Annotated in this window: 24 protein-coding genes; 13 read left to right on the forward strand and 11 right to left on the reverse strand. The window is 48.8% G+C overall.

Features of this window, described 5'->3' with window-relative positions; all coding sequences use genetic code 11:
• Positions 1-18: 18 nt before the first annotated feature.
• On the reverse strand, positions 19-2,637 hold the full coding sequence (gene mutS, locus AC566Q_RS06025) for a DNA mismatch repair protein MutS (protein WP_499614842.1): 2,619 nt from the start codon (positions 2,635-2,637) through the stop codon (positions 19-21).
• A gap of 35 nt (positions 2,638-2,672) precedes the next feature.
• Between mutS and AC566Q_RS06030 the strand changes: the two genes are divergently transcribed.
• Positions 2,673-3,200, forward strand: coding sequence for a CinA family protein (locus AC566Q_RS06030; RefSeq protein ID WP_105934354.1), 528 nt, complete (start codon positions 2,673-2,675; stop codon positions 3,198-3,200).
• 160 nt (positions 3,201-3,360) lie between these two features.
• Positions 3,361-4,392 (forward strand): recombinase RecA, encoded by a 1,032-nt coding sequence (recA, locus tag AC566Q_RS06035; protein ID WP_105934355.1) that lies wholly within the window; start codon positions 3,361-3,363, stop codon positions 4,390-4,392.
• A 160-nt stretch (positions 4,393-4,552) separates the two neighbouring features.
• Here recA and AC566Q_RS06040 read toward each other — a convergent pair whose 3' ends face one another.
• Both AC566Q_RS06040 and AC566Q_RS06045 read right to left on the reverse strand, forming a co-directional pair.
• Positions 4,553-4,864, reverse strand: coding sequence for an EscU/YscU/HrcU family type III secretion system export apparatus switch protein (locus AC566Q_RS06040; RefSeq protein WP_105934356.1), 312 nt, complete (start codon positions 4,862-4,864; stop codon positions 4,553-4,555).
• Complete coding sequence (locus AC566Q_RS06045) at positions 4,861-7,167, reverse strand: hypothetical protein (protein ID WP_105934357.1); 2,307 nt, start codon at positions 7,165-7,167, stop codon at positions 4,861-4,863. The genes AC566Q_RS06040 and AC566Q_RS06045 overlap by 4 nt, the downstream gene beginning before the upstream one ends.
• 235 nt (positions 7,168-7,402) lie before the next feature.
• Between AC566Q_RS06045 and ccmA the strand changes: the two genes are divergently transcribed.
• The 10 genes from ccmA to AC566Q_RS06095 are packed head-to-tail and all read left to right on the forward strand — an operon-like array spanning position 7,403 to position 15,261.
• Entirely contained in the window at positions 7,403-8,032 is a 630-nt protein-coding gene (gene ccmA / locus AC566Q_RS06050; protein ID WP_499614849.1) for a cytochrome c biogenesis heme-transporting ATPase CcmA, read from the forward strand.
• Positions 8,029-8,697: a heme exporter protein CcmB gene (gene ccmB, locus AC566Q_RS06055; protein WP_279320280.1), complete on the forward strand. Its 669-nt coding sequence runs from the start codon at positions 8,029-8,031 to the stop codon at positions 8,695-8,697. The genes ccmA and ccmB overlap by 4 nt, the downstream gene beginning before the upstream one ends.
• On the forward strand, positions 8,697-9,455 hold the full coding sequence (locus AC566Q_RS06060) for a heme ABC transporter permease (protein ID WP_499614852.1): 759 nt from the start codon (positions 8,697-8,699) through the stop codon (positions 9,453-9,455). Before ccmB ends, AC566Q_RS06060 begins: the two co-directional genes overlap by 1 nt.
• Positions 9,445-9,675: a heme exporter protein CcmD gene (ccmD, locus tag AC566Q_RS06065; protein WP_105934361.1), complete on the forward strand. Its 231-nt coding sequence runs from the start codon at positions 9,445-9,447 to the stop codon at positions 9,673-9,675. Before AC566Q_RS06060 ends, ccmD begins: the two co-directional genes overlap by 11 nt.
• A gap of 5 nt (positions 9,676-9,680) precedes the next feature.
• Positions 9,681-10,151 (forward strand): cytochrome c maturation protein CcmE, encoded by a 471-nt coding sequence (gene ccmE, locus AC566Q_RS06070; RefSeq protein WP_123324479.1) that lies wholly within the window; start codon positions 9,681-9,683, stop codon positions 10,149-10,151.
• Positions 10,148-12,145: a heme lyase CcmF/NrfE family subunit gene (locus tag AC566Q_RS06075; protein ID WP_105934363.1), complete on the forward strand. Its 1,998-nt coding sequence runs from the start codon at positions 10,148-10,150 to the stop codon at positions 12,143-12,145. Before ccmE ends, AC566Q_RS06075 begins: the two co-directional genes overlap by 4 nt.
• Positions 12,142-12,741 carry a redoxin family protein gene (locus AC566Q_RS06080; RefSeq protein WP_105934364.1) on the forward strand — a complete coding sequence of 200 codons (600 nt, stop codon included), beginning with the start codon at positions 12,142-12,144 and terminating at the stop codon, positions 12,739-12,741. Before AC566Q_RS06075 ends, AC566Q_RS06080 begins: the two co-directional genes overlap by 4 nt.
• The gene (locus tag AC566Q_RS06085) at positions 12,738-13,181 is read left to right on the forward strand and encodes a cytochrome c-type biogenesis protein (RefSeq protein WP_499614857.1); all 444 of its coding nucleotides are present in this window, start codon (positions 12,738-12,740) and stop codon (positions 13,179-13,181) included. The genes AC566Q_RS06080 and AC566Q_RS06085 overlap by 4 nt, the downstream gene beginning before the upstream one ends.
• Positions 13,181-14,407 carry a c-type cytochrome biogenesis protein CcmI gene (gene ccmI, locus AC566Q_RS06090; RefSeq protein ID WP_499614860.1) on the forward strand — a complete coding sequence of 409 codons (1,227 nt, stop codon included), beginning with the start codon at positions 13,181-13,183 and terminating at the stop codon, positions 14,405-14,407. The genes AC566Q_RS06085 and ccmI overlap by 1 nt, the downstream gene beginning before the upstream one ends.
• Positions 14,404-15,261, forward strand: a complete 858-nt coding sequence (locus tag AC566Q_RS06095) for an MlaA family lipoprotein (RefSeq protein ID WP_499614863.1) — start codon at positions 14,404-14,406, stop codon at positions 15,259-15,261. Before ccmI ends, AC566Q_RS06095 begins: the two co-directional genes overlap by 4 nt.
• 45 nt (positions 15,262-15,306) lie before the next feature.
• On the opposite strand, the gene galE is transcribed toward AC566Q_RS06095, so the two are convergent.
• The 8 genes from galE to AC566Q_RS06135 form a co-directional block, all read right to left on the reverse strand.
• On the reverse strand, positions 15,307-16,320 hold the full coding sequence (galE, locus tag AC566Q_RS06100; protein WP_105934368.1) for a UDP-glucose 4-epimerase GalE: 1,014 nt from the start codon (positions 16,318-16,320) through the stop codon (positions 15,307-15,309).
• Positions 16,317-16,619, reverse strand: coding sequence for a DUF6170 family protein (locus tag AC566Q_RS06105; RefSeq protein WP_105934369.1), 303 nt, complete (start codon positions 16,617-16,619; stop codon positions 16,317-16,319). Before AC566Q_RS06105 ends, galE begins: the two co-directional genes overlap by 4 nt.
• An 87-nt stretch (positions 16,620-16,706) precedes the next feature.
• Positions 16,707-18,236 carry a peptide MFS transporter gene (locus tag AC566Q_RS06110; protein WP_499614871.1) on the reverse strand — a complete coding sequence of 510 codons (1,530 nt, stop codon included), beginning with the start codon at positions 18,234-18,236 and terminating at the stop codon, positions 16,707-16,709.
• A 182-nt stretch (positions 18,237-18,418) separates the two neighbouring features.
• A complete protein-coding gene (locus AC566Q_RS06115) occupies positions 18,419-19,534 on the reverse strand; it encodes a KpsE/RkpR family capsule polysaccharide export protein (RefSeq protein WP_105934371.1) in 1,116 nt (371 codons plus the stop codon).
• Positions 19,535-19,546: 12 nt separating this feature from the next.
• Positions 19,547-20,197 (reverse strand): ABC transporter ATP-binding protein, encoded by a 651-nt coding sequence (locus tag AC566Q_RS06120; RefSeq protein WP_105934372.1) that lies wholly within the window; start codon positions 20,195-20,197, stop codon positions 19,547-19,549.
• Complete coding sequence (locus AC566Q_RS06125; protein WP_105934373.1) at positions 20,194-20,988, reverse strand: ABC transporter permease; 795 nt, start codon at positions 20,986-20,988, stop codon at positions 20,194-20,196. Before AC566Q_RS06125 ends, AC566Q_RS06120 begins: the two co-directional genes overlap by 4 nt.
• Positions 20,988-22,793 carry a polysaccharide biosynthesis/export family protein gene (locus AC566Q_RS06130; RefSeq protein ID WP_105934374.1) on the reverse strand — a complete coding sequence of 602 codons (1,806 nt, stop codon included), beginning with the start codon at positions 22,791-22,793 and terminating at the stop codon, positions 20,988-20,990. Before AC566Q_RS06130 ends, AC566Q_RS06125 begins: the two co-directional genes overlap by 1 nt.
• Positions 22,794-22,808: 15 nt before the next feature.
• Positions 22,809-23,126, reverse strand: coding sequence for a hypothetical protein (locus AC566Q_RS06135; protein ID WP_146129534.1), 318 nt, complete (start codon positions 23,124-23,126; stop codon positions 22,809-22,811).
• Positions 23,127-23,536: 410 nt separating this feature from the next.
• Between AC566Q_RS06135 and wecA the strand changes: the two genes are divergently transcribed.
• Positions 23,537-24,613: a UDP-N-acetylglucosamine--undecaprenyl-phosphate N-acetylglucosaminephosphotransferase gene (gene wecA, locus AC566Q_RS06140; protein ID WP_499614878.1), complete on the forward strand. Its 1,077-nt coding sequence runs from the start codon at positions 23,537-23,539 to the stop codon at positions 24,611-24,613.
• Positions 24,614-24,682: the final 69 nt, after the last annotated feature.

Raw genomic sequence — 24,682 nt, forward strand, 5'->3', positions numbered from 1 at the left:
CGGTTTTTTTGGGTAGTTTTACACTTTTAGCTGTTTTAGTTCATAAATCAGCGCTAAGGCCTGTTTTGGCGTAAGTTCATCGGGATCCACCTCTTCAAAAGCCTGCTCAAGGGCGCTTATTCTGGCCGGTAAATCAGCGGGCTCTTCGGGCAACAGGCTCTGCTGGGCAGGCGCTGCGGCGAGTGTTTGCTCGCTGGCCGATACGGTGTGCTGGCTTTCAAGCGTCCGGAGCCGGGCTTTGGCCGCACTGATCACGGCTTTGGGCACACCCGCCAGTTGCGCTACCTGCAGGCCATAGCTCTTGCTGGCGGCGCCTGTTTCAACGGAATGCATAAACCGAATGGTGTCGTCATGCTCAACGGCATCAAGGTGTAAATTCTGTACGCCTGGTAAGGTATGGGTAAGCTCCGTCAGCTCAAAATAATGGGTGGCAAATAACGTAAATGCCTGTAACTGAGTGGCGAGATACTCGGCGCAGGCCCAGGCCAGCGACAGGCCATCGTAAGTACTGGTGCCGCGGCCAATTTCATCCATCAATACCAGTGAATAAGGCGTGGCATTGTGCAGGATATTAGCGGTTTCTGTCATTTCTACCATAAAGGTAGAGCGGCCGGAGGCCAGATCGTCTGAGGCGCCAATACGGGTAAATATTTTATCCACCGGGCCGATTTCGGCGGACTCAGCTGGTACATAGCTGCCAATATAGGCTAGTAACACAATTAGTGCGGTCTGGCGCATAAAGGTAGATTTACCACCCATGTTGGGACCGGTAATAATTTTAATCCGCGAGTCTTTATCCATATTAAGTGGATTCGGAATAAACGGCGAATCCATGACGTACTCAACCACCGGGTGGCGGCCCTGCTGGTAAGTCACTCCGGGTACATCGGATAATGTGGGGCGGTGATATTCCAGGGTTTCTGCACGTTCAGCCAGGGTAATTAGCACATCGAGTTTCGCCAGTGCGGCGGCACTGGTGATCAGGGCATCAAGCTGCGGATTGATTAAGTCGAACAGCGCTTCATATAAGCGCTTTTCCAGGGCCAGCGCACGGCTTTGCGAGGTGAGTACTTTATCCTCGTGCTCTTTGAGCTCTGGTGTGATGTAGCGCTCGTTATTCTTTAGCGTCTGGCGGCGAATATAGCTGGCCGGTACCAGATGACTATTGGCTCGCGATACCTCTATAAAAAAGCCATGTACCTTGTTGTAGCCCACTTTTAGCGTGCTGATGCCGGTTTGTTCCCGCTCCCGGGTTTCTATCTGGCGCAGCAGTTCGGTGGCACCATCGGATAAGTCTCGCAGTTCGTCAAGCTCGGCGTTGTAGCCAGGGGCGATTACGCCGCCATCACGAATAACCACCGGCGGGTTATCGATAATGGCGCTATTCAGTAGGTCCGACAGTTCGGGGAATTCGCTGATTTGCTCACTTAAACTGTTAATCAGCGGCGCGCTAAATACATTTAAGCCTTGTTGAAGCTCGGGCAGACTGGCCAGAGCGTTACGGAGGCGCGCGAAGTCCCGCGGCCGCGCTGAGCGCAGCGCCAGGCGAGCCATGATCCGCTCAATATCGCCTATGTGTTTTAACTGGCCGGTAAGTGCCGGGTAATCGCCGTTAAGAAAATCGCCGATGGCCTGCTGACGGGCGTTCAGCTCATCCCGGTTGGTAATCGGCGCGTGCAGGAAGCGCTGTAGTAAGCGACTGCCCATTGCCGTGGCCGTGTTGTCGAGCACGGCAAACAGCGTGTGTTCGGTGCCGCCGGATAAATTCCGCGTTAGCTCAAGATTCTTGCGCGTGGCCGCATCCAGTTGCACCCGGGTTGATTGCTGCTCAAGTGTGATAGCACGAATATGCGGTAGGGCCGTGCGCTGGGTGTCTTTAACATATTGTAGAATACAGCCAGCAGCACTAATGGCCAGGGTAATATTGGCTAAGCCAAAACCGGTGAGTTCCCGGGTGGCAAACTGATTGTTGAGCTGTTGCTCAGCAGTTTGCTGGTCAAATTCCCATTCAGGCCGCCGGCGCAGGCCTTTGATGTGGTCAATTTTTGACAGCCAGTCGAAGCCTTCCGGGTAGAGTAATTCCGCCGGGTTAAGGCGTTGTAATTCGGCGGTGAGCATGTCGGTGCCACTAAATTCACTGACTAAAAAGCGGCCGCTGGTAATATCCAGCCAGGCCAGGCCGAATTGATCGTTCACGCTGTAGATTGCAGCCAGAACGTTATCCTGGCGTTCGTCAAGCAGCGCTTCATCAGTAACGGTGCCTGGCGTAACGATACGCTGTACCTGGCGCTCCACCGGGCCTTTGCTGGTAGCCGGGTCGCCTACCTGTTCGCAAATCGCCACCGATTCGCCCATTTTTACCAGCCGTGCCAGATAGCTTTCTACCGCATGATAGGGTACACCGGCCATGGGGATAGGCTCGCCGCCGGATTTACCCCGGGCGGTGAGGGAGATATCAAGTAGCTCGGCAGCGCGCTTGGCGTCGTCATAGAACAATTCATAAAAATCGCCCATGCGATAGAAAAGTAAAATGTTAGGGTGCTGCGCCTTTATATTCAGGTATTGGCGCATCATTGGCGTGTGTGATTCCAAGAATGCCTCGGCTTGCTGGTTGCTTGCGATTGTGGTTTTGACCAATAATACGGTCTCAATATTATGAGTGTATTATTCCTATGAGCCAGTCATTTTCAACTTTTTCGAGACAGCAACTGGATATAAATACGTTAGCTGAACAGATTTTGGCCGTTGGTGAGGCGCTACGGCAAAGGGGCTGGTCGGTTTCCTGCGCGGAATCCTGTACCGGTGGCGGAGTGGCTTATGCGTTAACGTCGGTGGCCGGCAGTTCGGACTGGTTTAAGCAAAGCTATGTGACCTATTCTAATCAGGCAAAACAGGCTTTGGTTAACGTTAGTGGCGACACCCTGGATAAATTTGGCGCGGTGTCGGCCGAAACCGTGCGCGAGATGGCTGAAGGCACCGCGCAGCAAACCGGAGCACAATGTACCACAGCGATCAGTGGTATTGCCGGGCCGGGCGGCGGCAGTGAAGAAAAACCGGTAGGGACGGTATGGTTTGGCTTTTACTTAAACGGTGTAACCGATACAATCCACCGCCAGTTTGAGGGTGACCGGGAGGCGGTCAGAACCCAGGCCATTGCGTTTGTTATTGCAACACTGCACCACAGACTAGTTGCGAAATAAACCAGGCGTGATGAAATAAAGAAAAGAAAAAAGCATATTGCACTGTATAACTATACAGTATATTATGCAGTCATTATTTTAGTGATGATCAGCTTACCGGCTGCATCAGTAAAAGCAACTGCGGATAACGCAATCAGAATAGAATAACGAGGGGTTTTCGGTGGACGACAACAAATCTAAAGCATTATCGGCTGCGGTCGGTCAGATTGAAAAGCAATTTGGTAAAGGCGCTATTATGCGTCTGGGCGACAACCAGGCCATGGATATTGAATCTATTTCTACTGGCTCACTGAGTATTGATATTGCGTTAGGCATTGGCGGGTTACCTTGTGGCCGGGTAGTTGAGATCTACGGTCCTGAGTCATCTGGTAAAACCACCTTAACTCTGCAAGTTATTGCAGAAGCACAGAAAAAAGGTAAAACTTGTGCGTTTGTGGATGCCGAGCACGCGTTGGATCCGGTGTATGCTGAAAAGCTCGGTGTAAACATTGACGATCTGCTGGTATCCCAACCGGATACAGGCGAACAGGCGCTGGAAATCTGTGACATGCTGGTTCGCTCTGGTGCAGTGGATGTCGTGATTGTTGACTCGGTTGCTGCGTTAACGCCAAAAGCAGAAATCGAAGGTGATATGGGTGACTCACACGTTGGCTTGCAGGCACGTCTGATGTCGCAGGCGCTGCGTAAACTGACCGGTAACATTAAGCGTTCAAATACACTGTGTATTTTCATTAACCAGATTCGAATGAAGATTGGTGTGATGTTCGGTAACCCGGAAACCACTACCGGTGGTAACGCACTGAAGTTCTACTCCTCTGTTCGTCTGGATATTCGTCGTATTGGCTCAGTAAAAGAGGGTGACGAAGTGGTGGGTAACGAAACCCGCGTGAAAGTGGTTAAAAACAAAGTGGCGCCACCGTTTAAACAGGCTGAATTCCAGATTATGTATGGTGCTGGTATCAGCAAAGAAGCTGAACTGATTGATTTGGGCGTGAAGCAAAAGCTGGTGGATAAAGCCGGTGCCTGGTACAGCTATAACGGCGATAGAATTGGTCAGGGTAAAGCCAACGTGGTGAAATTCCTTAAGCAAAACCCGGATATCGCTAACGATATTGAAACTAAGATTCGTGCAGAATTACTGTTATCGAAAAATATTAAAGCCGACGACGTAGAGCCTGAAGACGCGCTTTAACATAACAGTGACCTTTTTCAACACCCGTTGGAAACTCCCCCTATAAGCCTAACTTATAGTTTTGCCCATCCGTTTGGATGGGCTTTTTTATATGACAAATAAAAATATTGGTGACTGTTCATGATTCGAAAATAGTTGAGGTGAGCGTTGATGTCAGGCTCTAAATCTTTTCTTCAATTCCCGGAAATGCCTGTTTCCAGTTCTCTGGCACTTTGCCCTGTAATACGTACGAGTAAGCCAGTAATTCGGCTATAACATAATATAACGGTTCCGGTATCGACTGGCCAAGATCCAGGGTAGTCAAAAATTCGCTTAGGTAGGGATCTTCATGAACCAGCACGCCATTAGCCTTTGCACTGGCAATAATTGCCTCGGCGAGATCATCATAGCCCTTGGCGACAATCGTTGGGGCCTGCGACGGTTCGGCTTCATTATATTTAATCCCAACCGCGCGTTTACTTTTACGGCTCATGCCTGGGTCTCCAGTATCTGATAGGGGCGTGTGGCAAGGGTATCCGGAATTTTGCCTAATTGCAGTTTATGCTGTTCAACTGTTAAACCAAGCTGGGTAAATCGCTTGAGCAGAAAAGGGAGGGTTACGCCTACTTTCTCCAGTAATGCCTGATTCGACGAATAAATATCAAGATAAAGCTGTTCATCGCGGATTTTCGCTTTAGTGAGCAGCTCTCCTTGTTCACCGATGTCCAGCTTCATGGTGAGGTGCCATTGGGTTTGAGTTGACTCGTTATCCTGTTCAGTCTGGCGTTCACGCTCGCGGCGGATAAGTAATTCAGCCGGCTTTTGCTGAGGTAATAGTCCGGGTAGCACATAATAAAAACTGTCATTGCCTTGTAGCGTTTGTTCCATATTGCCAAGCTTGGCACTTTGGTGGCCGGCAAGTAATCCCTTAAGCTGTTTTAACAGGTTTTGCTGGCTGTCGAGCTGGGCAAACTCCCTTACCTGTCGGCCGGTTATGGAACCTAGCAGGCTGTTTGGTGCATTGCCTTTTGGCGTTGAGGTTCGCTGGCGGTTAAGCGCCTGATCGAGATCCTCATGGCCTTTAAAGTGTCTGCCGAGCAGCGACACCTGTAATAACTGAATAAGCCCGCTTAAAAAGTTCTGCCCGGCCGGGGGGGATGAGAGCATTAACGGAGACTGAACCCAGGCTGGTGATGTAAGTAGTTGTTTAAGCGCAGTGCTTTGCTGAGCTGAGTCGATACCGGCTTTTGCAGTCACCGGCTCAGCAGAGCCAGTGACTTCAGGCTTAAGCACTGACGATTCTGCCGTGGGCAGTTTGTTGGCCGCTGATAAATTAAGTTGTAGCTGCGCAATCACTGAGTTAACGGGTTTGGCAAGGGCCGGGTTGGCACTAGCGAATTTTTGCAGTGCAGTAATAAGCACATTAAGACTCGATTGTAACGAATCCGTGTTACTGACATTAATTCGGTTGGCAGAGCGAATGAATTGCATGAGTGCAGTTTTTGCCTCGGCGGGGAGCTGCTCCAGTTTATGCTTCGCAATACTTTCTACGTCTGACGGTATCACTGGCTTGCCTACTACGTTGTCCGGTGCACCAGAACGCACCATTTCCTTCTGAGGCGGGCTGATATCCGCTTTAGGCGCTGCCGCTTTCGTCGACAATGAAAATGTTTGTTGAGTTGATTGTCCTGCGTTCGATTGAAGCTCGGTTGCTAATGGCTTGATCGTAACCTGGGGGATGTTCCTGGCAGTCGTGCTTTGAATATTAAGTTGCCCCATTTGCTGAGGACTGACCTTTGGTGCTAATTGCGTGGTAGCGGTGGTTGAATTTGTAGTAACGGCTAAAAGCTGAGTCTTGCTACCGGTAATGGTTACTTCATTGCCTTTTATACTCACTGTCGCAGGGAGCATGGGACTCAATTGCTGAAATGACTTTGCTGCGGCAGGCGGGAGTGACTGAGTTACCCAACTTGCCAGTTTAGGCAGCTCCACGTTAAGTGGCATTTGCTGAGTCACTGCCTGAGTGAGTTTATTCGCCAGAGGCGAGTTCAGCGGCACGTTAACAACACGCGATGAACTAACCGGCGTATTCTGGACTGAAGCTGAACCTTGTACACTGGGTTGCGCCGCTTGCGCTGTTTGTAAAGATGACGCAGGCGGAGTAATTTGCACTTGTAGCTGGTTTTGCCGTGTTGAAACGGTTAGCGTTACTGATGCCTGTAAAACAGGTTTGTTACCTGAGGGACTGGCTAATAATGCATCGCTCTGTTTGGGCGCTTTTGCTAACGGAATATCGATAATTAAAGGCCGCTGGGCACCGGCATTAACCCTTATTGAGGCATTATCTTGCTGAATAACCGTGGCCTGTAGCGTGACTGGTGTAGTCAAAGCTCGGGATAATGCCGTCATTAGCGATTGAAACTGCGCCTGGGAAACCTGTTGGCGAACGGTTTCCGGCGATAGTTTTACTAACGTGGGTAATGCTATCGACCCGGCATCCGGCGGTAATACGCTCTTAAATGGGACCGCGGAACCCTGCGGCGGCTGAATCGGTGCTTCTGCAGGCAATCGAACCAGCAACAAGTTCTCGGCACTGGCCACGCGGAAGGCAGGGCTAACCTGCAGTAACTGCTGGTTTGTGGCCATAAACACGCTGGCATTATTCGATGGTAAGGCCCTGGAAGTTTTTTGCTGTCCTGCTGATGAGGCTGATACCTGAACGGCGGCAGAGGCGTTAATCTGCACTGGCTGTAAAACCTGAGCAATTCTGGCAATTGCCTGGCTTTTGGTTGTCACGTTCGCTGACTCTGCAGCGTTGACTCGACTGCTTTCGGCGCTTGCTTGTGGGGGCAGATTGGATGATTGCATAAGTCGTTATCGGCAGTCAGTTTCAACAGTTAAGTATAATGTCAATCGTGCCAAAGATTGAAATAGATCAGAAATTTGCCGATCCGCCCTTTGGGTAAGATGCGAAGCCGCTGGTTTATGATAGAATGCGACGGATTTTTTTGCTAACAGAACGGGATGCATCTTGGCAGGACTTGCTGCAGACAATTTAACCTGTATTAAACGTGACAGAGTATTGTTTACTGACCTGTCGTTTTGCTTATCGCCCGGTCAGCTCATCTACCTGCGGGGTCCTAACGGCGCGGGTAAAACCAGTTTATTGCGGATCTTAACCGGTTTGTCGGCGCCGGAGAGCGGCCAGTTACTGCTCGATGACGAGCCGCTCGATAAAGTGCGGGACAGATTTAATCAGCAACTGATCTATGTAGGCCACAAGGCTGGTATTAATGGTGCGCTGACTGCGATGGAAAATCTGCGCTTCTGGTGTGCTCAACACAGCACCGATTTTATTGCGCAACAGGCCTACGACGTGCTTGCAAGATTAGGACTTGTTGGGCTTGAGGATGTGCCGGTAAGAATGCTTTCGGCCGGACAACAGCGCCGGGTCGCGCTTTCCCGTTTATGGTTAAAGCAAGCAACCTATTGGATTCTAGACGAGCCCTTCACCGCGCTGGATACCGATGGTATTGAATTGCTCGAAACCCATATGCGTGAGCATGTTGCTAATCAGGGCGCAATTATTACGACCTCGCATCAGCCGCTTAGCAAGCAGGCCGGGCCATTTACCGAGTTAGTGCTGGAGTATCGGTTATGAATACCTTGATAAACGGTATCTTTAAGCGGGATATGGCGCTGGCTTTTCGACAGCGTTCTGAGCTGGCCCAGCCGCTGATGTTTTTATTAATGGTGATCACGCTTTTCCCTTTGGGCATTGGGCCCGGGCCGGTTACCCTGCAAAAGATAGGACCAGGCGTTATCTGGATTGCAGCGATTCTTTCCTCCCTACTGGCCATGGAGCGTCTTTTTCGTGACGATTTCTGGGATGGTTCGCTGGAGCAGTACATGCTGAGCGGTCAGTCGGTGGCGGCCATTGCAGCGGTCAAGGTTTTAGTCCACTGGCTGGTGAGCTTTTTACCGCTGGCACTTTTTTCACCGTTACTGGCACTATTTTTAAACCTGACGGTCGATATGTATATCGCCTTAATGCTAACCCTGGTGCTGGGCACGCCGTTATTGTCGCTGGTTGGGGCAATCGCGGTAGGGTTAACGGTAGGTTTACAACGTGGTGGTGTGTTGTTGGCGTTATTGTTAATACCGGTGTTTATTCCGTTATTGATATTTGCCACCTCGGCGGTAGATTCTGCTGCACTCCAATTACCTTACCGGGCACAACTTGCTATTATTGGCGCCATGCTAATGCTGGCGATGGCATCAGCCCCCTTTGCAATTGCTTATGCACTTAAAGTGAGTCAAAACTGATGTGGAAGTGGTTACATCCGTATGCAAAACCTGAGCGAGCGTATCAACTGTGCGTAACGCTTCAGCCCTATTTTCTCTGGCCTGGTATTCTATGCTTAATCGCCGGCAGCATCTGGGGGCTGGCCTTTGCCCCGCAGGACTATCAGCAGGGTGATTCTTTTCGGATTATTTATATCCATGTACCCAGCGCCATTTTGTCGATGAGTACCTATGTAGCCATGGCGGTTGCCGCGTTGGTGGGCATTGTGTGGCAATGGCGAACCGCGTTTATGGCCATGATTGCGATGGCGCCTGTTGGAGCGGTGGTGACCTTTATTGCGTTGTTTACCGGCGCGGCCTGGGGTAAACCTATGTGGGGGACCTGGTGGGTATGGGATGCCAGACTTACTTCAGAGCTGATCCTGTTATTTCTTTACCTTGGTGTGATTGCCCTGTATGGCGCGTTTGAAGATAAGCAACAGGCGGGGAAGGCGGCCGGGGTAATGGCTCTTGTTGGTGTGGTGAATGTCCCCATTATTCATTATTCGGTAGAATGGTGGAATACCCTGCATCAGGGCGCGACAATCAGTAAATTTGATAAACCTTCCATTGCGCCGGAAATGCTGTGGCCATTATTGATCGCTTTGCTGGGTTTGGCCTTATTTATTGCAGCAGTGACCGTAATGCGTATGAAAAATGAAATCATTCGGCGAGAATATCACCGCCCCTGGGTGAAAGATCTGGCGGCGCGAGCGCTCGGAGATGACCATGCAGTTTGATAGTTTGCAGGATTTTCTGGCCATGGGCGGCTATGCCCTTTATGTGTGGCTGTCGTTTGGTGTGTCTTTACTGGCGCTGGTGTGGGTAGTTATCGACAGTGCCGGCACCCATAAAAAGTTGTTGCGCAATGCCCGTGAAGAACAAGCGCGGCAAGCCCGAATTGCGGCGGCGCGAAAGGCTCAGGCAGTGCAATCTGAATCACAACAGACAGGTAGTTAAGCAGTATGAATCCAAGACGACAAAAGCGACTCGCTGCCGTTGGTGGCATTGGTTTACTGATTGTAGGTGCGATCACGCTGATGCTATTCGCATTGACCGACAATATCGATTTGTTCTATACGCCCTCTGAAATCGTCGAGGGCAAAGAAGGGGTAAAACCTACGGTCGGTCAGCGCCTGAGAATTGGTGGCATGGTGGTACCGGGCACTGTGAGTCGGGATTCAGAATCACTGGCGGTGAGCTTTAATCTTATCGATACCGGTCCGCAGGTTACGGTACGTTATGCCGGTATCCTGCCTGATTTGTTTCGTGAAGGGCAGGGCATCGTCGCTACCGGTGTGTTGCTGGAATCCGGTGTGATTGAAGCCGAAGAAGTTCTGGCTAAACACGACGAAGAATACATGCCGCCGGAACTCGCCGAGAAGATGAAAGGTATTAAGCATGTTAACCCCAATCAAGGAAATACAGGCTCGTGATCCCCGAAATAGGTAATATTGCCGTCGCGCTGGCGCTGGTTGCTTCCATTTTATTGTCGGTCTATCCGCTGTGGGGAGCGTTCAAAGGGCACAATGCCATGATTGGCACCGCCCGTCCTCTGGCCATTGCCATGTTTAGTTTTACTGCCCTGGCATTTGGCTGTTTAGTCTATGCCTTTGTGACCGACGACTTTTCGCTTAATTATGTTGCGCAAAATTCTAACAGCCGTTTGCCGGTGTACTATAAGGTCACGGCCGTCTGGGGCGGGCACGAAGGTTCGTTTTTACTCTGGGTGCTGATGTTGTCATTATGGACAGTGGCCGTAGCCCTGTTTAGCCGCGGTATTCCGCAAATTATGATTGCGCGGGTGCTGGCAGTACTTGGCTTGGTGTCGGTGGGTTTTTATATGTTTATTCTGCTGACCTCTAATCCATTCGACAGCATGTTGCCTTATTTTCCGGTAGATGGCCGGGATTTGAATCCGCTGCTGCAGGACTTTGGCATGATCATTCACCCACCTATGCTGTATATGGGGTATGTCGGGTTTTCTGTGGCTTTCGCGTTTGCCGTATCGGCGCTGCTTTCAGGACAGCTTGATTCAACCTGGGCGAGATGGTCACGGCCCTGGGTAATTGCCGCCTGGAGCTTCCTCTCAGTAGGCATTGCGCTCGGGAGCTGGTGGGCCTATTACGAGCTAGGCTGGGGTGGCTGGTGGTTCTGGGATCCGGTTGAAAATGCCTCCTTTATGCCGTGGCTGGTGGGCACCGCATTAATGCACTCACTGGCGGTAACGGAGAAACGTAAGGCGTTTAAATCCTGGACAGTATTGTTGGCTATTGCCACCTTCTCGTTAAGTTTATTGGGGACTTTCCTGGTGCGCTCGGGGGTAATTGTCTCGGTACACTCCTTCGCCAGCGACCCGGCACGCGGACTCTTTATTCTGGGCATTCTGGTATTATTAACCGGCTTCAGTCTAGTGTTGTATACACTGCGTGCACAGCAGTTAAAAAGCCCGGGCCGTTACCAACTGTTTTCTCGTGAAGTCTTACTGATGGGGAATAACGTGTTCCTGTGCGCAGCAACGCTGGTAGTGTTACTGGGCACACTTTTACCACTGGTGCATAAAGAGCTTGGACTGGGGTCTATTTCCATCGGCGCACCGTTCTTTAATCAGATGTTCACGCTGCTGATTGTGCCCTTTGTGTTGTTTTTGGGTCTTGGACCACTAACCCGCTGGAAACACCAACCAGCCTCTCAGGTGCAAAAAACGCTATTAATTGCCTTTGGCTTAAGCGTAAGTGCCGGGGTATTAATTAACTATACCTACGATGCGCCCACTTACATGGCGGCGTTGGGGTTGGTGCTAAGTGCCTGGATCCTCATTACAACGACGTTAGAAGTGGTGCAAAGAGTGTCTGCCATGGATACCAGCCTCAGTGCATTTGAACGGCTGCGTAAGCTTACGCCGAGTCATTGGGGGATGATTCTGGGTCACCTGGGCTTTGCGGTAACGCTGATTGGCATCACGCTGGTGAGTAATTACGAAGTGGAAAGAGACGTTCGTATGATGCCGGGCGAGTCCGTCACCTTATCGGGCTACGAGTTTGCCTTCCGCAAGGTAGAGCAACGCAACGGGCCGAATTATACCGCCGATGTGGGCATTTTTGATGTATACGAGTCGGGTGATAAGCTGGTGCATCTTGAGCCTGAGAAGCGCTTGTATCTGGTACAGCGTATGCCGATGACGGAAGCCGGTATTTATTCGACTATCTTCAGGGATCTGTTTATCGCTATGGGAGAACCTCTGGACGATGGTGCCTGGGCGATACGCGTTTATATCAAACCCTTTGTCACCTGGATTTGGGCCGGGGCTGTCATCATGGCCATTGGCGGAATATGCTCGATGAGTGATAAACGTTATCGCATGGCTAAAGTGGCTAAAGTACGCACTGCGGTAGGCGGTGTAGCAACCGGCGAGGAGGTTGAAGCATGAAGAAGATAATGATTTTCGGCGTACCGCTGCTGGCCTTTCTGGTATTGGTGGTGTTTTTGTTCAGTGGTTTGTTTTCTGATCCCAGGGAGCTTGATTCCCAGGTTAAAGGCAAACCCATGCCGGCTTTTTCGTTGCCGGACCTGATGAAACCGGAAACGACTTATACGCCTGAGGTATTCAAAGGTAAGGTAACTTTACTGAATGTGTGGGGCGTCTGGTGCGTGACCTGCGCCGTGGAATTGCCTTATCTGACTGAGCTTACTGAACAGGAAGGGATCAGCATCGTTGGTTTATATTTCGATCAGGATCTTGATCCGGAGTTTGGTACCAAGACCTTAAACCGGGTCCAGCAGGAAGTGGAAGAGATCACCAGTCGCTTTGGTAATCCTTACCAGTTTCATATTTTCGATGTGTACCGTGATACGGCACTGGACCTGGGCGTGACCGGCGCGCCAGAGCATTTTCTTATCGACCACAACGGTGTGATCCGTATGCATTATATCGGTGATATCAACGAACGTGTCTGGAACAATAAAGTAGGCCCGTTATACGCGCAGTTACAACAGGAAATGGCGCAGGAGAATTCAGCTGAATGAAAACAGTAATACTCACGGTCTTACTACTTATCTCTGCATCGGTTGTGGCCACTGAAGATAGCTATGAGTTTGATACGCCGCAGCAGCGTCAGTTGTTTTTGTCGCTTACCGAGGAGCTTCGCTGCCCTATGTGTCAGAACCAGAATATTGCCGATTCTGACGCCATGATTGCCCATGACATGCGCCGTAAGGTGTATAACCTGGTAAAGCAGGGTAAAACCGGCGATGAAGTCATTGACTACATGAAGACCCGCTACGGCGATTTTATCAGCTATAAGCCACCGGTAACGCCGGTGACTATGTGGTTATGGCTGGCGCCAGTGTTATTCGCCTTGCTGGCGTTTGTGATAGTGATTGTGCGACGGAAGTCGACACCGCTGGAGGATATGGCCGCCAAGCTGGCCAAAGCAGAGGCGATGTTAAAGCAGGGTGATAAGTAATGTCGTGGATGTTTATTGGGGCTGTCATTGTATTGATAGCCATGTTGATCCTGCTGGTGGTTTTACCCTGGTTAAAGCAGCGTCCGGAACAGGAAAATCTTACCCAGGCTAACATTGCCGTGGTGAAAGAGCGCTTAAAGGAATTGCAGCGCGAAGTCGACGAAGGCTTGCTCAGTGAGCAGGACATGCGTCAGGCCAGCGATGAAATTAAAATATCGCTGGTAGAAGAGCAACAGACGGAATCTAACGGATCAGCAAACGCTTCTTTTGTATTAGCTTGTGGCGCGTTGTTGGCCTTGCTCGTGGGTGGCTTTGCTTATTTTAAAGCCAGTAATATTGAGCATTTACAGGACGCACAGGCAGCGCTTGATGCGTTACCCAAGCTCAGTGCCAAGCTGGCTGATGGGCAGGGCGAAAATTTTACCCCGCAGGATTTTCAGCAGTTGACGCTGGCTATCCGAAAGCGTCTGCAGGAAAACCCTGAAGATGGTCAGGGGTGGATGTATCTGGGCCGTATCTGGATGGCACTGAGTCAGACAGAAGAAGCCTACGCGGCGCTAGAGAAAGCGCTGCATTTCTCGCCTGATGACGAAAACGTGCGCATGACCTATGCCCGTGCACTGATGATGAGTGATGACAAGGCTCAGCTTGAAAACGCCCGGCGTTTATTAGCCTCACTGATTGAAGAGCAACAACAAAATGATAACCTGGTACTAATGCAGGCAGTTGTAGCTGGCCGGTTAGGCGATAAGGTACTATTGGCTGATAGTCTTGCCAGGCTGGAGGGGAAGCTTCCTGCTGACAGTCCTATCGCCATGCAGTTAACTGAAAGGTTGGCCAGTTTAAATGGAGAGCAACCGGCAAAAGCGGCCATCACCGGCTTCAATCTGACTGTAGAAATCAGTGAAGAGTTGGTAGCCAATCTGCCGGATAATGGGTTTTTATTTGTGTTTGCCCAGGATGCTAACAGTGACAACCGGATGCCCGCTGCGGTATTAAGGTTACCTTTAGAAAATTTACCGTTAACTGTGACGTTAACCAGTGAGAATGCTATGGCACCTAATTATTCACTGGAACAACTTTCAACAGCCCGCCTGATTGCCCGTATTTCAACGGATCAGGAAGCGCCTGCTCAACCTGGCGATCTTGAAGGTACTACGGAGGCTGCTGTGGAAAACGGCAAAGTTATCGATCAAACCATCGTAATCAACAAGGAATTAATGTGACATTATCTATGCGTAGCTTTTCGATATTTCTCCTTTTCTCTGGCGCTTTGTTTCTTTCGGGCTGCGCCAGCAATAATGCTGAGCAGCAGGCACAGGCCAGCGCGCAGGCCAACTCTGCCAGCGCACCGTCTGACTACTCTGATCCGCGCGACCCGCTGGAGAGCGTTAACCGCGTTGTGTGGGATTTTAACTGGGAAATCCTCGATAAGTATCTGCTGCGTCCTGCCGCAACCACTTATGTCACCGTAGTTCCCGGTTTTGCCCGTACCGGCCTCTCTAATGCGGTGGAAAACCTGGCCGAACCTGCCAATATGCTGAATAACCTCTTGCAGGGGAAGGTAGGGCCTTCTTTTGATAGCTTTACCCGTTTTGTTATTAACTCGACGGTTGGTGTCGCGGGTTTCTTTGATGTTGCGGGAGCTATGGGCTTACAACGGCAGGAAGAAGAGTTTGGCGAGACCCTCGGAAAGTGGGGAGTAGGAAGCGGTCCATTTTTAATGTTACCCGCTCGGGGGCCCAGCGATCCGCGCAGCTTTACCGGGGATATTGTGGATAACCTTTATTTTCCGATGACCCTGATGACTGGTAATCTTAACGTGTTAAGGTTTACCATTGGCGCGCTGGAAGCTCGTGCTCAGCTGCTTGGTCAGGAAGGGCAGATCGAAAACGCCAGAGACCCTTACGAGCAGGTTAAAAACATCTATTTTCAGAACCTTGAGTTTCGGGTGACCGATGGTAAAAACCTCGATGCGCAGCCCGATGAAGAAGAAGCCGAAGAGTTCGACGAATTTGAGGCGTTGTTTGACGATGTGGACCTGGAAAGTGAGCCACTGGACGAAGCAAAAGATAATTAGAGAGTTAAACAAAAGGCGCGTTAAGCGCCTTTGTTATTTTAAGGGTTAATAACCCTGTGGGTTTTGTGATTGCCAGTGCCAGGCATTTTCACACATATTCTCGAGGGTTTTCTGAGCGTTCCAGTTAAGCTCGGTAGCCGCTTTGGTGGGATCGGCATAACAGGCTGCTACGTCGCCTGAACGACGCGGTGCAATCTTGTAGTTTATAGACTTGCCACAGGCTTTTTCGAAGGCCTTAATCATTTCCAGAACGGAGTAACCCTGACCGGTACCCAGATTATAGATATCCAGTCCCATATTCAGGTCAAGACGTTCAATGGCTTTCAAATGGCCATTAGCTAAATCTTCTACATGAATATAATCCCGTACACCGGTGCCATCCGGGGTGTCATAGTCATCACCAAATACGGCTAATTGTTCGAGTTTGCCAGACGCGACCTGGGAGATATATGGCATCAGATTATTGGGAATACCGTTAGGGTCTTCGCCAATCTGACCGGAAGGATGCGCCCCCACAGGATTGAAATAGCGTAGTAACACGATATTCCAGGCTTCGTCTGACTGATACAGATCGGTCAGAATAGTCTCTACCATCAGTTTGGACATACCGTAAGGGTTCGTTGGCTGACCAGTAGCCATATCTTCACGTAACGGTAATGAAACCGGATCGCCATAAACGGTGGCTGATGAACTGAAAACAATGTTCTTAACGTTGTGTTTGCGCATTACATCACATAGCGCGACAGAGCCGTAGACATTGTTTTCATAGTATTCCAATGGCTTTTGAACCGATTCTCCAACGGCTTTTAAGCCGGCGAAGTGAATGACGGCATCGATGTCATGGTTTGAGAACACCTCATCGAGCTGCTCAGTGTCACGGATATCACCCTGTACAAATGTTACGGCTTTGCCTGTTAAGGCTGACACGCGCTTGAGAGATTCCTCTGAGGCATTACTGAGGTTATCAAATACTACAACCTCATAATCCGCTTCCAGTAATTGCAGTACGGTGTGGCTGCCGATATAGCCAGCTCCACCGGTGACAAGTATTGTTTTCATTGCTTATCCTTGTGTGACAACGATTCTAAATATTTGGCGCTTAACGAGTATTGTACAGGTTTCACAATAATGGGATACAGCAGGAAAACCAGCAATGCCCATAAAAGTGACGTCCAGTCTGCTGCAACACGAAGGAGTAGTGCAAACGCAGGTACAATCACCAGTAGTTTAAGAATGTTCAGTACGGTCTTTTCCGGAACCGTGAGTTTTTTTGCCGCTCGTTCCAGTCTGCGCATACGTTCTGCTAAAGGCAGGCCAGCTAAACCAGGAATATTGCGCGTCGAAAAATATAAATGCATAAAGTGCTCTTAATAAAAAACCGCCGGGACATGACGTCACGGCGGTTATTGTATGGCAATCAGCCAGTGTTTAAAACACAGGGGGCGTTATTGCGTCTTTTCCCCGATACCGGCTTTTTCCCAGAATCGTGATTTAAAGCTCATAAGACCAATCACAATAGCAATAGCAATACTAAACAGGGCGATTTGCAAATACAGGTTTGGCATTTCCTGCACGTTCTCAGGGTCAAAGTTGCCTGAAAGCAGGCCTGCAATAATATTACCAATTGAGTAGGTGAGCACGAATACGCCCATCATTTGACCGGCAAAACGCTTAGGTGACAATTTACTTACCGCACTTAGTGCTACCGGGCTAAGGCAAAGTTCGCCGACGGTATGCAGGAAGTAAGTAGTTACCAGCCACATAGGAGCTACTTTAAGTCCCTGCGCCGCATACTGAGATGCCATAAACATGACCAGGAAGCCTGAAGCCATAATCACAATACCGATTGCACACTTAATGGTATAAGAGGGATCAATCATGCGCTTGGCAAGGTTAATCCAAAGTGCTGCAAAAAACGGCGACAGAATAATAATAAACAGTGAATTAGAGAGCTGGAACCACACGGTAGGAATTGCATCCATACCAAACCATGACGTCAGCCATGAGCCACTTTCCAGTGCGCGATCGGTATAGTTTTGGGCGAATAAATTCAATGAAGAGCCAGCTTGTTCGAAGCCTGACCAGAAGCACGCAGAGGCAACACAGACTAAAAACAGGGCCCACATACGTTGCTTTTCATTATCGCTTAACTCACCTTTAAAATAGATGAAACCGAAATAAACAAAGAAAATGGCGGTGAAAATAATAGCGACTTTTTCCGCAAGAGCGACGGGCTCGATAACAATGGTGCCCATATGTGCCAGGATAATGACCACAATGGCTGCTGCCAGCACACCGAATACACTTAGCCAGGCACGCTGTTTCGCTGCACCAACATATGGGTTTGCAGGTTCAACCGACTCTGCAGCTAAAGAACGGTTACTAAAGTAGTACTGCACGAGACCAAAGCCCATACCCACTGCAGCGGCGCCAAATGCATAGTGCCAGCCCCAGTTCTCCTGCAGGTAACCTGTGACCAGATACGCAATCAAAGAACCGATGTTTATGCCCATGTAGTAAAGGGCATAGCCACTGTCCCGGCGGCTATCATCGTCACCATATTGCTGACCGACCATGGCCGAAATGTTTGGCTTAAGTAACCCTGTACCTGTAGCAACCAGAATAAGTCCGACAAAGAAAAGGTTTTGCAGGTCGACAGCCAGTACAATGTGTCCGGCGAAGATAATTAAACCGCCGTACCAAACGGCTTTTTTACCGCCAATCAGACGGTCAGCAAGCCAACCTCCGGGTAAGCCAAGAAAGTATACCGCCCCGGTATACAGGCCATAAATGGCGCCGGCTGAGGCTACGGTGAAGCCGAGGCCTTGTGTTTGCAAGCTGGCTGTCATAAACAGTACAAGCAGAGCACGCATGCCATAGTAGCTCATGCGCTCCCACATTTCGGTAAAAAATAACGTTCTCAGACCCTTAGGATGGCCGAAAAACCTGGTGTCGTTAGAAGTTTTTGTTGTCACAACAGAGTTCCATATAGTTTTTATTTAAATTTATTATCGTCTGGGTGCACTGTCTGCAGGCAGGAGCTGCTTGTACACGGGTTATCCCTCTTATACTAGAGGATGATTCCCGACACAAGCTACCTTAGTTAAAGCACTGCTCGTGGCGGGAAATCGGTTATCATCTTATTGTAGCGTTTGACTTACAATTCTTTGATAGTGGCAATAATAATGCGGCCCGCGATGAAAGCCATTATGAGCATAACGCCAAACAAAACCAGGTTATAAACTGTTTTAGGGTAGGCGGCCTCATCGGGTAGCGTTGGTGATTCGATGGTGACCAGATGCTGAATTTGTTGGTAAGTATCGACACGTGCATTTTCCAGAGTCATCAGAGATGAGCCATATGCTTGCATGGCAAGCTCGGCTTGCACCTGTAAATTAGAATACTGCGCCATTAGCTGGTTAATCGATAGTTTTTCATCACCGTTTAGGGCATCACTGATTTTGGTTTTCTGACTGCTAATTTGCTCTTCCAGTGCTCTGATTTGACGTTTCAGAGAGATTATCTCCGGCGCAGAGTCAGACATGATTCTTTTTAAGGTGTTCAGCTCGGCTTCCTTTTGGGCCATTGTGGCTTCCAAAGAAAACGCAATATTTTGAATGGCAAGACCTTCAGCATTTGGGTCCAACACGTTATATTTTGTTTGAAAATCGATTAGAGCAAGTTTGGCATTTTGTAATTTCTCTTCAACAATATCGTGTTCGCTTTGTGCAAAAGCCAGCCGTGACTTAGCCAGGTTGTTACTAATCTCGTTGATGAACTGTTCTGCACGCTTAACTATGGTCTGACTAATCAACTGTGCATAAGCAGGGTCATATGCTCTGGCCGAGAGCTCAATCACGCTGGTGTTTGAATCAATTATTACTTCGGTGTTGGCAAGGTAATATTCGATAAAATCCTCTTCGCTGTGATTCGAGGAGAGCCTACTAATAAAGTCTCCTTCTGAAGAAATATAGTGCTCACGTAAGCCTATCGTTTTATCGAGGTAGTGGAGCATGTCGGCAGATTGTACGAAGGCAACAACCAATTGACTGTCATTGGTACTGGCTACTCCGGTGACGCTGCTCATTAGCATCGAAGAAGGGTCAAAACTATTAGCGCCATCGGCAGATTTAACCACTAGCTGACTGGTGCTCTCATATTTGGGTGCAGCAATAAACGTCAGATAAACTGCGTAAATCAGCCAAGGGATAACCACCAAAAGTACAGGGCGCTTTTTAATTTGAGCGGTAATATTATCTAGCACTTGTTTCATGTTTCTGCTCGTTTATTCCATGTAGGCTGCGATACCTTCTTCAAGGTCACCGTAGTAATTAAGTTGGCCGTCTTCAATGATGATTGCTGAGGTGCAAAACTCACGTATTTGATCCATTTCGTGACTGACCATAATCAGTCCCGCTTCTTTGGCTTTAACTTCTAAAGCTTCCCTCGCTTTGCGGCGAAATTTAGGATCACCGACTGAGGTTGCTTCATCTATAAGGTAGATATCGAAATGAATATTCACGCAACAGGCAAATACCAGGCGGGCACGCATACCAGAAGAATAGGTTTTAACCGGTAAGTCAAACCGTTTACCAATTTCAGCAAAATCCTGCACGGCTTCTTCATAGACGGATAAGTCTTTCACATCATTAATACGGCCAATAAAACGTGTGTTTTCCCTTCCGGTCATTTGCGGATGTACCCCGGTTGCCAATGCTACCGGCCAGGACATGGATTTATTGGTATAAATCTGCCCCTTATCTGGATATTCACTCTTGGCCAGCATGCGAAATAAGGTCGACTTACCAGCGCCATTTTTTCCCAGAATGGCAACATTATTCTCAGTCGGGAAGTCGAAATTGAGGTTTCTGAATATGTATTGGGGTCCCAAACGGCTTGGATAAGACTTAGTCAGGTTAATTAAACGGATAGTCATCGTGATAACAAGCCTTTCCAGGTCAGGTGATACAACGAAACAGCAAAGAAAAACACAATCAAAGTAAATTGAAATGCGTATTGGAGGCTGACGCCGCGATCGCCATAAGACTCAAAACAAGCATAACGGCCAAGTTCAACAAAATGAACTAGTGGATTCCAGGTAAACCAATGCCAATATTCAACAGGGATATCCTGCAAGCTAAAAAATACGCAGGAGATAAAAAATAAAGGTCGGGTGAATACGCCTACGATCTTTTTGACTTCGGGTAGATATGAAGAAGCGATGCCCAATATGCAACTCATACTTATTGTCATAATCCAGAGGAGATGAAACAACAAAAACAGCAGTAAGGGATCATGAACTGGGAAGGTTACCCCAAGTAGGTAAATAGTTAGCATAGCCAGCACAATAACTATAACTTTTATTGTATATTCAACAAATGCTGACACCAACAGCGCTGATATTGGCTGAACCTGCCTGAAAGCATATAGTGGCTTATTCTTGCTAAATGCACTGGCGACTTTTGTAAAAGGTTGCAGAAACGATTGGATAGCAACCATACCAATCAACATAAATATGAATATAGGTATGCCGTGAGCATCTCCTTCACGGACTAGGCTTCTTACGTAAGATAAACCAAATATGAAAGCAAAGGGCTCGAGAAAACCCCAGGCTAAGCCTAGCCTGTCGCTAAACTGGGACCTAAGCTCTCGCAGGAAAAGTGCAAAACAAACACTTTTCCATACTTTGAGTTGAGAGCGAAATGAGACGCTTACAATATCTGACATTAGTTGAGTGCTACGTTGGCCGCCACAGCAATCTGGTAAATGATCTGAGTGATATCTTTGACTGCCTGCAATGTTTTGGCATCAACCCTAGGTAAAACGATCACCTGATCGCCTGCTGCCACATCTGAGTTATCATCAACATCATAGAAATCGACCATGCCGTTGGCCCGGATAACCAGAATTCGGGCATCATTAGCTCTCTCGCTAAAGCCTCCCGCCCAGGCAACGTAATCGGAAAGTTCTGCGTCCGGATTAAAGACTACCGACTGAGGCATTAATACTTCACCACCAACGTGGACCAAATCCGTTTTGGTTGGAATGACAATGGTGTCATTCTCTTCCAGCAGAATGTCGGCCACGTTATCGTTTTCGGCAATAATGACTTTACCGAGGGGCTTTACCTGCCTGGCTCTGGCGATAAAGTCGGTTACCAGCTGTGCTTCCTGAACCCGAATCGAGCCTTCACCGGTAGAGCGTACCGGCGCGGTGTAAATGCTCCGCTCGAGACGATCCAACGCCTGATTGATAATCAACTGTTGTTGATCAGCGACACTTTCACGTAACAAATACACATTCTTAAAGTCTGCCAGGTTCGGATCGATCGCAATATTGCTAAGAACCTGATGCAATCTCGCACCTTTGGATACCATGACCCTTGAGGCGCCGCGGAAACTGCCAGCTACATTAATCGGATAAATTTGTATTTCATAGTCGTTTTTGAATTCGACATGATCGCCAGGATGCAAACTGAATTGTTTAAAATCAGTTAGTGGGGCATAGCGGGCAAATTGTGCGCCGTCACGAAGGCCGCTGACCGATACGTGGCTGATAAAGTCACCAGGTTTGGCGTAATCGACCAGCGCCTCGCCGGTTAAGTCAGAGGGTTTCAACTCAAAGGTGAAGCTGTTTCTAGCGCCTTCGCTGACGGTGATAGTTGGGCCGATAGGGCGAACCAGAATGACGTCTTTATCCTGAAACGAAATCGCTGGTAATTCGCCTTCGGTAACAAAGTTATATAAATCAATTGAGTGAATGACTTCGCCGGCGCGTAAAATATCGATACTACGGAAGCTGCCGCGCAGAAAATCAACGCCGCCGGCACGTTTGAGGAAATATAGCGGGCTATCGGTTGCCTGGCCGGCATATTGGCCTGGCCTTAATACTGGCCCCGAGACATAAACAGATACCGGCGTTGCCGTCAGTAAGTTGACATAAACATTTACATCATTGGTATAGACCTGTTTGATGCTTCTGGTAACTGTGGCATTGACCTGGCTGGACGGCACGTTAAGCAGATTAACCGGGCCAATATTGGGAATAAAAATATTGCCCTGACTATCGACGGTTGCAACATCGGAATAATCGACAGCACCCCAAAGCCAAATTGAAATTTGGTCGCCGGGGGCAACCAGATAATTGGGGTTCACCGAGTTTGTGCGTTCTGACTCAAAGCCACCGACAAACAGGTTTGCAGCGAACGGCGGATTCTCCATGGCTTCCTGCAGAGGAAAAACCATATCCATAGTCGGCTCGCCTGGTAATACCAGACCATTGCGGGGCTGTGTACTATACTGGCCGGAGCTTGGCCGGGTACCAGTCTGACTGTTGCCTTGCAAGGTAGGGGATGCAGACAACTGCACCGGGCTAACGCCTGCATTGCCGGTGTTGGCCGCTGCTGAATTATCGGCCCCTCGTTGACTTAGTTGCTGTTGAATTTGTTGAATTTGCTCAGCTGTTTGTGCCTGGACGCTACTGAAAGCAGATAGCGATAAAGCCGTAAGCGTTAACCAGATAGAGATACGCATAAGCGAATTAAACCTTTATAGGGTGTTACTAAAAACCAACGCCGGGTATAGCAGCCAGTGCGTTTGATTGTTACAGATAGGACGAACTTCCGTTGATCCTGAACGTCCCTGACGTTTTAGCCGATAACATTGATTACCCATGGCAGAGATATAACTATCAGAAACTGCGTAGCTATTTCCATCTATCACAATAGCCTCATTGGCATTGATGTTTAACTCTGGAATAGCTTTTGCTTCACTTTCCTGTAAACCGGTGCCAGTATCGCTAAGGTTATGCGTAAAGCTTGGATTAACCAGCGGCAGATTGGCCTTGACACTCTGAGGTTGTGACACACATCCCAGCATTGTCATAGTGCTGAAAAGTAGAGCGGATAAAATAACTTGTCTTCTCATTGCCTGACAGTAATGCGTCCATTTAAAAAAGTGGTCGTAGCATAACATAACCGAGCAAAAAGGCATGCACTGATTAACAGCCTGGGTAAACGCTGAACAGAAATAACACCGACTGTGTAAAAAACGTGCGTTTAAATTTAAATTTAATTGGGGGGGTAGTCAGTTATACTAATGTTTACTATTATATCGGGTGATTATAGTGACCTCTCCACGAAGCCTCAGGTGGCTGGTGTAGCCATATATAGGTTCGGCGATATTCTCAACGGAGTTTGTAAGTAAATGGATTTTCCTGTTTGTAGTGTGGGCGTGAGAACACAGGTGGGTAAGGATTCTGTGGAGAAAAGTAAGGCATGATGGACTATCTGCAGTTTATTCCGTTATTTACAGCATTTTTTGTAGCATTGATTTTGCTGGTGGTGATGACACCCCTGGCCCATCAGTTTGGGCTTGTTGATCAGCCGTCATACAGAAAACGTCACAATGGTATAGTGCCATTGACGGGCGGTGTAGCTATTTTTGTTGCAGTACTGGTAGCCAGCGTGCTAACTGACGTGTGGATGAAAAATAATCCGCTGTTTTTTACCGCGTCCGCCTTTATTGTTTTGCTCGGTATGCTTGATGATCGATTTGATCTGAGTGCTAAAGGTCGTTTGGTTTGTCAGTTTGGCGTCGCCTCGATTATGGCGTGGAGTGCGCAAAATTACATTACATCCCTTGGCGATATCTTCGGCTTTGGTTCAGTTTACCTTGGTTTGTCTGGCTATTTCTTCACCCTGGTTTGTGTTGTAGGGGTCATTAACGCCATCAACATGATTGATGGTATCGATGGTCTGGCAGGCGGTATGAGTCTTGTAGTACTGTTGAGTGTTGTCAGTTTGCTATTGCTGTCAGATAACGGCGCCGCCATTATGGAACCGTTGGTTATCATTGCTGCCATAGTGCCGTTTCTGGCATTTAACCTTAGCCTCAAAGGTTTCAAGGGGAATAAGATATTTATGGGTGATGCCGGCAGTATGTTTGTCGGCCTTACCATAGTGTGGCTGCTGGTTGATCATACCCAGGGGCCTGGTGCGTCACTACGCCCGATTACGGGTGTTTGGCTAATCGGTCTGCCGCTAATGGATATGGCAGCCATTATGTTCAGACGAGCCAGAAAAGGTCAGTCAGTGCTAAAACCGGATCGTAAGCACCTGCATAATATTTTCATGCGGGCAGGCTTTAGTTCTCGCCGTTCACTGGTCGCCATCCTTCTGATGGGCGCGGGATATTGTCTTATTGGTATCCTCGGTGAGGTGTACCAGGTTCCGGCATACATCATGTTCTGGGGATTTATGGTGCTGTTAGTCATTTACAGGGCGGCAATTATGAATATCTGGAAAATCATACGGTTTTTCCGGGCGGTAAAGCGCCGCCTGCTACCTGCATAAATTGCATCACAGTGGTGCATATTTGTTGTAAAATCCGGTACACTTCGCGTTACTGTCGATAGCCGGATT

This window comes from Alteromonas sp. H02, from assembly GCF_059682525.1.